Raw genomic sequence first — 12,065 nt, forward strand, 5'->3', positions numbered from 1 at the left:
CGAGGAGATGAGAATGTCTGTCACCACACCGCAGGACCTGCTCACTGACGCACGCATCCGTCTTGGCGCCCAGCCAGAGACCAAAGAGGACGCCATCCGCGAAGCCTGCCAGTTGCTCATCGCCAGCGGTTGCGTCGCACCCGAATTCACTGCCAGCGTGCTGGAGCGAGAAAAAGTGGCCAACACCTTTCTTGGGCACGGTGTGTCGATCCCGCACAGCCTGGGAAAAGATCGCGACCTGATCCTGCGCGACGGCATTGCGGTGCTGCAAGTCCCACAGGGCGTGGTATGGAACCCGGGGCAGACCGCACGGCTGATAGTGGCGATTGCCGCCAAGTCCGATAGCCACATCGCCATCCTGCGTCGTCTCACACGCCTGATGCAGGATGACATGCGCCTGTCCGCCCTGTTCAGCACCTTGAACCCCTCGGAGCTGGCGAGCGCCCTGAGGGACGACACCGCCTCCGCTGCGACATCGCCTGCTGTGGACTTGGCGCAGACCCTGGACTGGGTGCTGCCCTATCCCGCCGGCCTGCATGCCCGTCCCGCCTCCGTCTGGGTGGAGGCCGCCCGCAAATCCGGTGTGCGACTCCAAGTGCGGCATGGCAATGACACGGCAGATCCGCGCAACCTGGTTGCCCTGCTGAGCCTGGGGCTGCGCCAGGGCGACCTGCTGCATCTCTCAGCCGATGGCGAACACGCCCGCGATGCGCTCGACCGCTTCCGCCAGTTGCTTGACAGCCTGACCCTGCAAGAGCGGGCGGATGCACAACGCGCGGCCGTGCAGACCGTCCCCACTGCGGGAGCCTGGGTACCGCCAGGCCAGCCCGTCGCAGTACCCGGCATACCCGCCAGCCCGGGTCTGGCCATCGGGGTACTGCATGTGCTGGCGAAGTCCCATGCGGAGATCCCCGATCTGCCCGTGCCGCTCGACCAGGGAGCAGACCAGCTCAACAACGCACTCATTGCCACCGATCAGCAGCTTGCCGCACTGGCCGACGACACGGCGCGCCGCCTCGGTGAAGCCGAAGCACGCATCTTCAAAGCCCAGCGTGAACTTCTCAAGGACAGCGATCTCATCACCCTGGCTTGCCAGATCATGGTCGAAGGCCACGGCGTGGGCTGGTCGTGGAATAGCGCCATCGACCGCATGGCTTGCAAACTGGCCGCCCTGGGCAACCCGGTACTCGCCGGGCGAGCGACCGATCTACGCGATGTGGGCCGCCGCGTCCTGATGCTGCTGGAACCCACGCTACAACTCGGCAGCCTGCAGGATTTGCCCGACGCGCCGTGCATCCTCGTCTCCGACGACCTCAGCCCCTCTGACACCGCCGCCATCGACATGACCCGTGTCGTTGGGCTGGCCATCGCGCAGGGCGGACCCACTTCGCATACGGCCATTCTTGCGCGCACCCTCGGGCTTCCCGCCATGGTCGGCGCGGGACCAGCACTGCAAGCTCTGCGCAGCGGCACGCAAGGCGTGATCGACGGCGTTGGCGGCAAGCTTTATCTCGATCCGAGCGAGGCCGATCTCGCCTCGGCCCGCTCCTGGATGACCAGTGAGGCTGCGCGACGCGACGCGCAAAAGGCCGAACGCAGCCAGGCTGCGCGCCTGCTGGATGGCCACGTTGTAGCCATCGGGGCCAATGTCAACCTGCCTTCCCAGGTGCCCATGGCCATAGACGAAGGCGCGGAGGGTGTTGGCCTGATGCGCACCGAATTTCTCTTCCTGGAGCGTGGCGAAACACCCGATGAGGCGGCGCAATTCGCCATCTACCGCGACATGATCGAAGCATTGGGCAATCGGCCGCTCATCGTGCGCGCGCTGGACATTGGCGGCGACAAACAGGTGGCTCACTTGCATCTGCCGCAGGAAGCCAATCCATTTCTCGGTGTACGCGGCGCGCGTCTGCTGCTGCGCCGCGCCGATCTGCTGGAGCCCCAACTGCGCGCACTCTACCGCGCCGCCAAGCTCGGCGCAGACCTATCCATCATGTTCCCGATGATCACCAGCGTTGACGAAGTGTTGACCCTGCGCGCCGTATGCGAGCGCATTCGGGCCGAACTGGACGCGCCGCAAGTCCCGCTAGGCATCATGATCGAAGTCCCCGCAGCCGCCCTCCAGGCCGACGTGCTGGCGGCGCACGTCGATTTTTTCTCCATCGGCACCAACGATCTCACGCAATACACCCTGGCGATGGATCGGCAGAACCCCGAGCTGGCGCCGCAAACCGACAGTCTGCACCCCGCCGTGCTGCGCCTCATCCGCGCCACGGTGGAAGGCGCGGCGCGGCACGGCCGTTGGGTGGGCGTATGCGGCGGCATGGCTGGCGACCCGTTCGGCGCCGCGCTGCTCACCGGCCTGGGCGTGAACGAGCTGTCCATGACTCCGCGCGACATTCCGGCGGTGAAGGCACGGCTACGTGCCAGCGCCCTGACAGAACTGCAACAGCTTGCCACGCATGCGCTCGCGGCCGAATCTGCACAGGCGGTGCGCGCACTCAATGGGGAGGCTGCATGAACGCCCCTGTCATCACGGTCACGTTCAACCCTGCAATCGACGAGACCATTACTCTCGACGCGCTGCGCCCCGGCGAGGTGCACCGCGCCCGTTCGGTGCGCTTCGATGCGGGAGGCAAGGGTGTGATGGTCGCCGGCTGCCTGGCCGACTGGGGCCAGCCCGTGATCGCCACCGGACTTCTGGGCAGCGACAACACCGCCCTCTTCAACGCCCTGTTCGCGACCAAAGGTATCGAAGACCGTTTCATCCGCCACCCCGGACAAACGCGCACCAACATCAAGCTGCTTGATCCCCACGCCACCACCGACATCAATCTACCCGGCGCCGACATTCCCGTCGCCCTGACGCGCCAAGTGCGTGAGACTGTACTGCGCTATGCGGATGCAAAAACGCTTGTGGTTCTGTCCGGCAGCCTGCCCGCCGGATTTCCATCGGAAACCTATGCAGAGCTGATCGGCGCACTGGCGGAGCATGGCATTCGCACGGTGCTCGACACCAGCGGCGCGCCGCTTGGCGCTGCGTTGCAGGCCCGCGTGCCGAGCGTCATCAAACCCAACCGCGAGGAACTCGAAGCCTGGGCAGGACATGCCTTGCCGACCCGCGGCGACCTGATCCGCACAGCCCAAGGTTTGTTGGCTCGCGGCGTGGAACTGGTGGCCATCTCCATGGGCGCAGAAGGCGCATTGTTTATCTCGCCCACCGCAGCCTTGCACGCCAGCCTCCCCCCCCTGCAGCCCATGAGCACCGTGGGAGCGGGAGATGCGATGGTGGCCGGCATCGTTGCAGCACTCGCGGAGCGCGCCACGCTTGAGCACATCGCCCGGCTGGGCAGCGCGTTCGCCCACAGCAAGCTCGGGCAGATCGGCCCCAATCTCGGTCCGCGCGATCAGGTGCAACACCTCGCGGCACAAGTGCAACTTCAGCTCGAGCGCTGAAAGCACCACACTACAGGAGACCCGTATGAGCCCGTTATTCGCATGTGTGGCGGCGCAAGACCGCACCGTGGCCGGCGTCCTCGCCGCCGAGGCCTTGCGCCTGGCAGCTGCCAAGCGACAGCAATCCATCGACATTGAAGTCAACACCGCAGAAGGTGTGCTCAACCCGCTGACGCGCACGCAGACTGCGGCGGGCGGCACACTGCTGGCCGTAGGGCCGGTGAACGCCGCCGATCCACGCTTTGCAGGCTTGCGCGTCGTCTCCGCCTCAATTGAAGAGGTGCTTGCCAATGTCAACACGGTGCTGGACCATGCGCTCGCTCCCACCCCACCGGACAAGAGCCGATCCACTACGGCCAGGATCGTCGCGGTCACATCCTGTCCCACGGGCATCGCCCACACTTTCATGGCCGCAGAAGCCATCGAGCAGGCCGCCAAGGCGCTCGGCCACCTGGTGAAGGTCGAAACGCAGGGCTCGGTCGGTTCGCAGAACACCCTCACGGACGACGACATCGCACAGGCTGATGTGGTGCTCATTTCCGCAGATCGGCAGGTTGATTTATCGCGTTTTGCGGGTAAACGGGTACTGCAGGCCAGCACCAAACCCGCCATCCAGGACGGGCAGGCCTTGATCAGGCGCGCACTGGCCGAGGCACAGGTCCTGAGCCCTGCGGGCGATGCCAGCTTCGAAGCGTCTGGCAAGCGCGAAAAGGCCGCGGTGTTGCGCGCCGGGCCATACAAGCATTTGATGACCGGCGTGTCATTCATGCTGCCCTTCATCACGGCGGGCGGCCTGCTCATCGCGCTGTCTTTTGCACTGGGGGGCATCTACGTCTTCAAACCGGAGCACGCTGGCACACTGGGCTACGAACTGTTCCAGATCGGCGCCAAGGCGGCCTTTGCGCTCATCGTTCCCGCGCTTTCGGGCTATATCGCCTACTCCATCGCCGACCGGCCGGGGATCGCGCCGGGAATGATCGGCGGCATGATCGCCTCCTCGATTGGCGCTGGATTTCTTGGCGGAATCGTCTCAGGCTTCATCGCGGGTTACGGCACGGATTGGTTCAACAAGCATCTGAAACTCAATCGGCATGTGGAAGGGCTCAAGCCGGTGCTAATCCTGCCTCTACTCGGCACCTTGCTAACCGGCCTGCTGATGATCTATGTGGTTGGCACGCCGGTGGCGCATGCCCTGGCCTGGCTCACCGATTGGCTCAAAAGCATGCAGGGCGCCAGCGCCATCCTGCTCGGTCTGATGCTGGGCGCGATGATGGCATTCGACATGGGCGGCCCGGTGAACAAGGCGGCTTACACCTTCGCCACCGGTCTGCTCGCCAGCCAGATTTTCACCCCCATGGCCGCCGTCATGGCCGCTGGCATGACCCCGCCCCTGGCGCTGGCGTTGGCCACGCGCGTCTTTCCGAGCCGATTCACCTTGGATGAGCGCGAGGCCTGGGGCGCCACCGGGTTGCTGGGCCTGTCCTTCATCACCGAAGGCGCCATTCCCTATGCAGCGCGCGATCCACTACGCGTCATTCCCGCCAACATGATCGGCTCGGCCGTCGCCGGCGCCATTTCGATGGTGGCCGCCGTGCAGTTGCGAGTGCCCCATGGCGGCGTCTTCGTGCTGCCCATTCCCAACGCGGTGTCGCATCTGGGGATGTATGTCCTTGCCATCGTCGCCGGCACTGTGGTCAGTGCGGTGTTGTTGGGCTTGCTCAAAAAACCTGTTGCCTGATCCCTCATCTTTTCCAGGAGACCTCCATGATGCTTTCCACTCTTTTTAAGCCCACCTGCCTGTGCGCTGCACTCTTGCTGATGAGCAGCGCCGCAGCGCAGGCCGCTCAGTCCACGCACACACCGGGCCAGTATGACCTGGGCAATGGCCTGACCTTCTCCGCCAATTACACCGGCGAAGCCGCAGCCAACACCACCGGCGGCCTGCGGCAGGGCTCAGCCTACGCGGGCCAACTCTTCCTGGGCGCGGATCTGGATTTGCAGAAGATGCTGGGGTGGAATGCCACCAGCGTGCACATCGCCGTCACGCAACGCCACGGCCAGAGCTTGTCAAACGAGGCGATTGGCAACAATACCTCGGTGCAGGAGATTTACGGGACGCAAAATCTGCACCTGGCCTACTTCACCGTTGAGAAAAAGTTTTTCGGTGGGCGGCTGGAAATTCAGGGCGGGCGGACGGTGGCGAATATCGACTTCCTCAACTCCCCGCTGTATTGCAACTTCCAGAGCAACTCGGCCTGCGGCAACCCAACTTTCGTTTTCAAGAACAGCAACTTCACTTACTTTCCAGCGTCGAGCTGGGGCGGCTACGCCAAGGGCTGGGTGACCGACAAGTTCTACGCCAAAGTTGGAGCGTACGAAGTCAATCCGAACGACAAGCGCCCCAATGATCACGGCATCGACTGGAGCACCAAGGATGCCACTGGCGTGGTCGTGCCCTGGGCGATGGGCTATGCCACGACCTTCGCCAACGACACCCATCCGCGCGACTATGAGATCGGCGGCTGGTTTGATCGCTCCAAGTACACCGATCCCCTACTCGATGCCAATGGCGACTATGCCGTCCTCACGGGACAGCCCTACCGCACCGACCGCAACCGCTCCGGCGCCTATGTGCGGTTCAGCCAGATGGTGTGGCGCCCTGACATGAACTCCCAACGCGGCCTGACCCTTTTTGGCGTGGCGATGACCAATCTCACAGGCCGGGTCAATGAATCCAGCTTTCTGGAACTGGGCGCGGTCATGCAAGGTCCCTTCCCCGGTCGTGAACAAGACACTCTTGGGTTTGTCATCAACCAGCAGCGATTCTCCAGCCTGGCCCTGCAGAATATTCGGGTGGCGCGCGCCTCGGTTGGCGCAAGCACCGATATACCGGGGAGCGAGACCATGATGGAACTGGCCTATGGCTATCAACTCAGCCCAGGAATCCGACTCTCCCCCAACCTGCAGTACATCCTCCATCCCGATCAGCAGGCCGAGCCCTTTCGCACCAGGAACATTCCCAACGCCTTTGTGATCGGGCTGAAATTCACGGTGGCACTTTGACCAAACCCCGGCATGGCTGAATTGAAAACGGCTGCGATTGATCGCAGCCGTTTTTACGTCAACACGCGGCCGAGGGGCGTGAAACAGAACTAGGGCCTGTTCACGCTATGCAATCAGCCGCGCGTCCTGCCAGTCATCGCGATCAGTTCGCGCGCCTCTTCCGGCTCGGGCAGGCCGCTGGCTACGGCGATGGCCATGATGGCGATGCTGATGATGACCACGACGACCATGCCCTGATAGAAGGTCAGCAATCCCGTGCCGCCGATGAGATCCTTCGGACCGAGATAGGTCACCAGCCACATGGCGAAGAAATACGGCGCCAGCCACCACGCGCCCTTCCATTGCAGATGGCTGAGTTTGCCGCCGTGGGTAATGGCCTGACCGATCACGAACAGCACGAAGATGATGGCCAGGCCGCCGAACAGGAAGTTGTCTGTGCTCGCGCCCGACCAGTAGATGATGAAGTTGGCCACGATGAAGGCCAGCGGCGCCCACAGGCTTGCGCCTTTCAAGGTGAAGGGGCGCGGATAAGTGCCCAGCGGCATGCTGCGGCGCAGGGTCATCAGCGCCACCGGGCCGATGCCATAACCCAGCACGGTGGCCGAGGAGATGAAGGTGACGATCTTCTGCCACGAAGGAAACGGCAGGAAGAACAGAATGCCCACGATCCAGGTGATCCACAGCCCGGTGGACGGCGCGCCGTTTTTGTTCAGCTTGGCGAACCAGGGCGTGGACAGACCGTCGCGCCCGGTGGCGTAAACCACGCGCGCTGTAGTGCCGCCATACACCAGGCCGGTGCCCGCCGGCGAGACCACAGCGTCGATGTAGAGCAGGATGGCCAGCCAGCTCATGCCCAGAATCACGGCCAGACCGGCGAACGGGCCTGACACCCCGGTGAAGTGAAGCTTGGCCCAGCCCTGCGCGATGTCGGAAGGATTGACCGCGCCGATGAGGGCCACTTCCAGCATGACAAAAATCGCCCCGGCGATCAGCACCGAGCCGATGATGGCAATGGGCACGTCACGCTGTGGGTTGGTCGCCTCGCCCGACAGTTCGATGGCCTGGCGAAAGCCCAGATAGCTGAACACGATGCCCGAGGTGGCGATGGCCGCGATCGTGCCTTTGGCGCCAAACGGGGCGAAGCCCTGCGCGGTGAAATTGCCCACATGAAACGAGGCGAGCATCAGCGCCACGATGGTCAGAATGGGGATGATGAGCTTCCAGATCATCAAGGTATTGCCCAGCCGCAGCAGGGCGCGCACGCCCCAGGCGTTGATGAGGATGAAAGCGCCGAGTAGCAAGATGCTAACGATCATGCCGGTGTCGGTCAGCAGCGAAGTTTTCGCATCGACCATGCCCGGCAGATAGTTGTTGGCGTAAGTCACCACCGCCAACACCTCGGCCGGAGCGACGGTCACGTAGCCGAGAAACACCACCCAGCTCACCACCGCCGCAGCCAGATGGCCGTGGCTCAACTTGGGAAAGGTGATGACCGCGCCCATGCCCGGAAACGAGCTGGTGAGTTCGGCATTCACAAAAGCCAGCACCAGAATGGCCGCGCCGCCGATGGCCCACGAAAGAATGCTGGCCGGCCCGGCCTGCGTGGCCGCCGTAAGCGGCGCGAAAAGCCAGCCCGAGCCGATGATGGCCGTCAGGCTGGCGAACAGCAGGCTCCAGATGCCAGCAGCCTTGCAGATGTTGCGCCCCGGCGTGCCAGCCGCCGCGGGGGTATCGAGGTGAATGCTTGCCATGATGTGCTCCTCATCGTTTTTTGATGTGAGGGTTTTAGGCGCATTTGCGGCGCAATGCCGTTTGAAAACGTAACGGCTGCGGCGCTGCGAAACATCTCGCGAAACATCTCTTTCTCGTTCAAACCGATTCGCTATGCTTGCCTCATGAACAAACAACGCCTTTTGCGCCACAAACGCAGCCACCTCACCGACCGCAACTTTCCCAGCGCAGGCGAAGATGCGGCCATCGTCGCCGTCGAGCCCTCGCCCTACGACCAGCCGGGCAGCAGCTACAAACTGGCGTTCACCGACACCGAGTTCATCCTGCGTGAAGAAATGCGCGCGGTGCGCATGCAGCTCGAGCTGCTCAAGCCCGAACTGATCCAGACCGAGCACGGCATCGAGTCCACCCTGGTGATCTTCGGCAGTGCGCGCATCCTGCCGCGCGACGTAGCGCAACAGCGCCTAGCCGAAGCCATTGCCAAAGGCAACGCCCAGGCCGTCGCGCGGGCGCGCATGCAGCTCGAGATGTCGCGCTACTACGAAGAGGCGCGGCGCTTCGCCACCCTCGTCACCCGCGCCACCTGCGATGCCGACGGGCCGCTGGTGGTCGTCACCGGCGGCGGCCCGGGCATCATGGAGGCGGGCAACCGCGGCGCGTTCGAAGCCCAGGGCAAAAGCATCGGCCTGAACATCGTGCTGCAGCACGAACAGCGGCCCAACCCCTACATCACGCCGGAGCTGTGCTTCCAGTTCCACTACTTCGCGCTGCGCAAGATGCACTTTCTCATGCGCTCGGTCGCGCTGGTGTGCTTCCCCGGCGGCTTCGGCACGCTCGACGAGTTGTTCGAGGTGCTCACGCTCACGCAGGCGCGCAAGGTGCGGCAGCGCCCCATCGTGCTGTTCGGCGAGAGTTTCTGGCGCAAGCTGATCAACTTCGACTATCTGGTCGAAACCGGCATGATCGCCGCCGAAGACCTGGATCTGTTTCACTTCGTCGAAACCGCCGAGCAGGCGTGGGATGTGTTGGCGCGGGCCTTCGAGCTGAACGGTGCGGATGTCAGTGCAGAGAGCGACACAGAGGCCGAATCCGAGCCTGTTGCTCCATGAGCGCCAGCCCCGTCATTCATCTCATCGGCGCGCCCACCGACATCGGCGCGGGCGATCGCGGCGCCTCGATGGGGCCGGAAGCGCTGCGCGTGGCCGGCATCGACCGCGCCCTGCGCGCTCAGGGCCTGACGGTGCTCGATACCGGCAATCTCATCGGCCCGCACAACCCTTGGCAACCACCGGCCTGCGGCTATCGCCATCTGCCCGAAGTCATCGCCTGGAACACCGCGGTGCATCAGGCCGTGGGCGATGCCTTGCGGGCTCAAGCCCTGCCCATCCTGCTGGGCGGCGATCATTGCCTGGCCATCGGCTCGCTCAGCGCGGTGGCGCAGCATTGCCGCGCACAGGGTCGCAAGCTGCGCGTGCTGTGGCTCGACGCCCATGCCGACTTCAACACCCACACCGTCACGCCCACCGGCAACATCCACGGCATGCCGGTGGCCTGCCTGTGCGGCAACGGCCCGCAAGCGCTCACCACCCTGGGCGGCCCGGCGCCGCAACTGCAACCCTCCTGCATCCGGCAGATCGGCATCCGCAGCGTGGACGCGGAGGAAAAACGGCTGGTGCATCAGGCCGGGCTCGACGTGTTCGACATGCGTTACATCGACGAATACGGTATGCGCGACGCCATGCGCCGGGCACTCGAAGGCGTGGACAACGACACTCATCTGCATGTGAGTTTCGATGTCGATTTCCTCGACCCCGACATCGCCCCCGGCGTGGGCACCACCGTGCCCGGCGGCCCCACCTACCGCGAAGCGCAGCTTTGCATGGAAATGATCGCCGACACCGGACTGCTGGCCTCGCTCGACGTGGTGGAACTCAACCCCGCTTTCGACGAGCGCAACCGTACCGCCGAGGTGGCGGTCGATCTCATCGAGAGCCTGTTCGGCAAGTCCACGCTGATGCGCAGGTGAGGCTGTCGGCGCAGCGACAATAGCGTCCATGCCCAAGAAGTTTCCCTCTGCCCTAGACGCTCTGCAACACGTCTGGGGCTACCCCGCGTTCCGCAGTTTGCAAGCCCAGGCCATCGATCATGTGGTTGCGGGCCGCGACGCCCTGGTACTCATGCCCACCGGCGGCGGCAAATCGCTGTGTTTCCAGATTCCGGCCCTGCTGCGCGAGGGCGTGGGCATCGTGGTGTCGCCGCTGATCGCGCTGATGCAAGACCAGGTGGCCGCGCTGCGCGAACTGGGGCTACGCGCCGCCTTTCTCAACTCCACCCTTGACGCCACAGAGGCCCGAGCCGTGCAGCGCGCGGCGCGCCAGGGCGAGCTGGACCTGCTCTACATGGCGCCCGAACGCCTGCTGAGCGAATCCGGCCAGGCTCTGCTCGACGATTTGCGCATCGCCCTGTTCGCCATCGACGAGGCGCATTGCGTCTCGCAATGGGGCCACGATTTCCGTCCGGAATACGGCCAGCTCTCGCTGCTGCGCGAGCGCTGGCCCGACGTGCCGCGCGTGGCCCTCACCGCCACCGCCGACGAGCCCACGCGGCACGAAATCGTGCAGCGCCTGCTGCACGACGGCGCCGAGTTCGTCTCCAGCTTCGACCGCCCCAACATCCGCTACCGCGTGGTGGAAAAACGCGACGGCCGCGCGCAACTGCTGCAGTTCATCCGCAGCGAACATCCGCATGACTGCGGCGTGGTGTATGCCCTGTCGCGCAACACCGTGGAGGAAGTGGCCGAGATGCTCGCGGGCCACGGCCTGCGCGCCTTGCCCTATCACGCCGGCCTGCCCGCGGCCACACGCGCGGCGCACCTGCGGCGTTTTCTCGATGAAGACGGCATCGTCATGGTGGCCACCATCGCCTTCGGCATGGGCATCGACAAGCCCGATGTGCGCTTCGTCGCCCACCTCGACATGCCCAAGTCCATCGAGGGTTACTTTCAGGAAACCGGCCGCGCCGGGCGCGACGGCCTGCCCGCCACCGCGTGGATGGCTTACGGCCTGGCCGACGTGGTACAGCAACGTCGGCTGATCGACCTGTGCGACAACTGTCTCAACCCGCCGCAACTCATCGACGCCACCGAGGCCGCGCAAAAGCTGCTGTCCACCATCTACCGCTGCCGCCAGGCCAGCGGCACCAGCTTCGCCGCCAGCCACCTCATCGACGTGCTGCGCGGCAAGCGCACTGAAAAAACCGAACGCCACGGCCACCATGCGCTGTCGACCTTCGGCATTGGCGCTGATCTGAGCGAGACTGACTGGCGCCTGCTGCTGCGCCAGCTCGTCGCGCAACGACTGGTCGAAGTCGACGCTGCGCATTTCAACGTGCTGCACCTCACCGACGCCAGTCGCGCGGTGCTCAAGGGCGCGCAGCGCATCCACCTCAAGCACCGCGAGCCCGGCGCGGAGCGCCGTCGCCGCAGCACCATCGGCAGCACCACGTCGACCGGCACGCGACTGACCATGCAGGCCATGTCGAGCGCCGATGCAGAGCTGTTCGCCCACCTGCGCACCTGGCGCGCAGCCACCGCCAAAGAGCACGGCGTGCCCGCCTTTGTGGTGTTTCCCGACGCCACGCTGCAGGCCATCGCCCTGGCCCGGCCGGATAGCCTGGATGCGCTACGCGGCATTTCCGGCGTGGGCGACAAAAAGCGCGACACCTACGGCGCCGCGCTGCTCGAAGTCATTACACAGGCGAGCGAGATGGGCTGATTCAGCACGCGCCGCAGACCCGGTCGCATCAGCCAACTTGGC

Annotated in this window: 8 protein-coding genes; 7 read left to right on the forward strand and 1 reads right to left on the reverse strand. The window is 64.6% G+C overall.

Annotation, left to right across the window (positions count from 1 at the left end; translation table 11 throughout):
- Positions 1–13: 13 nt before the first annotated feature.
- The 4 genes from ptsP to B7X30_RS06150 are packed head-to-tail and all read left to right on the forward strand — an operon-like array spanning position 14 to position 6,519.
- Positions 14–2,521, forward strand: a complete 2,508-nt coding sequence (gene ptsP, locus B7X30_RS06135) for a phosphoenolpyruvate--protein phosphotransferase (RefSeq protein ID WP_286729852.1) — start codon at positions 14–16, stop codon at positions 2,519–2,521.
- Positions 2,518–3,456 (forward strand): 1-phosphofructokinase, encoded by a 939-nt coding sequence (gene pfkB / locus B7X30_RS06140; RefSeq protein WP_286729854.1) that lies wholly within the window; start codon positions 2,518–2,520, stop codon positions 3,454–3,456. Before ptsP ends, pfkB begins: the two co-directional genes overlap by 4 nt.
- Positions 3,457–3,481: 25 nt before the next feature.
- Positions 3,482–5,194: a PTS fructose transporter subunit IIC gene (locus B7X30_RS06145; RefSeq protein WP_276705918.1), complete on the forward strand. Its 1,713-nt coding sequence runs from the start codon at positions 3,482–3,484 to the stop codon at positions 5,192–5,194.
- A gap of 26 nt (positions 5,195–5,220) precedes the next feature.
- On the forward strand, positions 5,221–6,519 hold the full coding sequence (locus B7X30_RS06150; RefSeq protein ID WP_286729855.1) for a carbohydrate porin: 1,299 nt from the start codon (positions 5,221–5,223) through the stop codon (positions 6,517–6,519).
- A gap of 113 nt (positions 6,520–6,632) precedes the next feature.
- Here B7X30_RS06150 and B7X30_RS06155 read toward each other — a convergent pair whose 3' ends face one another.
- Positions 6,633–8,270 carry an APC family permease gene (locus B7X30_RS06155; RefSeq protein ID WP_286729856.1) on the reverse strand — a complete coding sequence of 546 codons (1,638 nt, stop codon included), beginning with the start codon at positions 8,268–8,270 and terminating at the stop codon, positions 6,633–6,635.
- Between the two features lie 144 nt (positions 8,271–8,414).
- On the opposite strand from B7X30_RS06155, the gene B7X30_RS06160 reads away from it, so the two are divergent.
- Genes B7X30_RS06160 through B7X30_RS06170 form a run of 3 tightly spaced genes read left to right on the forward strand, consistent with a single transcriptional unit; the run spans position 8,415 to position 12,023 of the window.
- Complete coding sequence (locus tag B7X30_RS06160; protein ID WP_286729858.1) at positions 8,415–9,359, forward strand: LOG family protein; 945 nt, start codon at positions 8,415–8,417, stop codon at positions 9,357–9,359.
- On the forward strand, positions 9,356–10,276 hold the full coding sequence (gene rocF / locus B7X30_RS06165) for an arginase (protein ID WP_286729860.1): 921 nt from the start codon (positions 9,356–9,358) through the stop codon (positions 10,274–10,276). The genes B7X30_RS06160 and rocF overlap by 4 nt, the downstream gene beginning before the upstream one ends.
- A 28-nt stretch (positions 10,277–10,304) precedes the next feature.
- Complete coding sequence (locus B7X30_RS06170) at positions 10,305–12,023, forward strand: RecQ family ATP-dependent DNA helicase (protein ID WP_286729861.1); 1,719 nt, start codon at positions 10,305–10,307, stop codon at positions 12,021–12,023.
- Positions 12,024–12,065: the final 42 nt, after the last annotated feature.

This window comes from Thiomonas sp. 13-64-67, assembly GCF_002282795.1.
GTDB classification, from domain to species: domain Bacteria; phylum Pseudomonadota; class Gammaproteobacteria; order Burkholderiales; family Burkholderiaceae_C; genus Thiomonas; species Thiomonas arsenitoxydans.

Excerpts from the sequence above, each read along its gene's own strand:
- ptsP (WP_286729852.1), top strand. The coding sequence starts at position 14 with ATGTCTGTCACCACACCGCAGGACCTGCTCACTGACGCACGCATCCGT.
- pfkB (WP_286729854.1), top strand. The coding sequence starts at position 2,518 with ATGAACGCCCCTGTCATCACGGTCACGTTCAACCCTGCAATCGACGAG.
- B7X30_RS06145 (WP_276705918.1), top strand. The coding sequence starts at position 3,482 with ATGAGCCCGTTATTCGCATGTGTGGCGGCGCAAGACCGCACCGTGGCC.
- B7X30_RS06150 (WP_286729855.1), top strand. The coding sequence starts at position 5,221 with ATGATGCTTTCCACTCTTTTTAAGCCCACCTGCCTGTGCGCTGCACTC.
- B7X30_RS06155 (WP_286729856.1), bottom strand. The coding sequence starts at position 8,270 with ATGGCAAGCATTCACCTCGATACCCCCGCGGCGGCTGGCACGCCGGGG.
- B7X30_RS06160 (WP_286729858.1), top strand. The coding sequence starts at position 8,415 with ATGAACAAACAACGCCTTTTGCGCCACAAACGCAGCCACCTCACCGAC.
- rocF (WP_286729860.1), top strand. The coding sequence starts at position 9,356 with ATGAGCGCCAGCCCCGTCATTCATCTCATCGGCGCGCCCACCGACATC.
- B7X30_RS06170 (WP_286729861.1), top strand. The coding sequence starts at position 10,305 with ATGCCCAAGAAGTTTCCCTCTGCCCTAGACGCTCTGCAACACGTCTGG.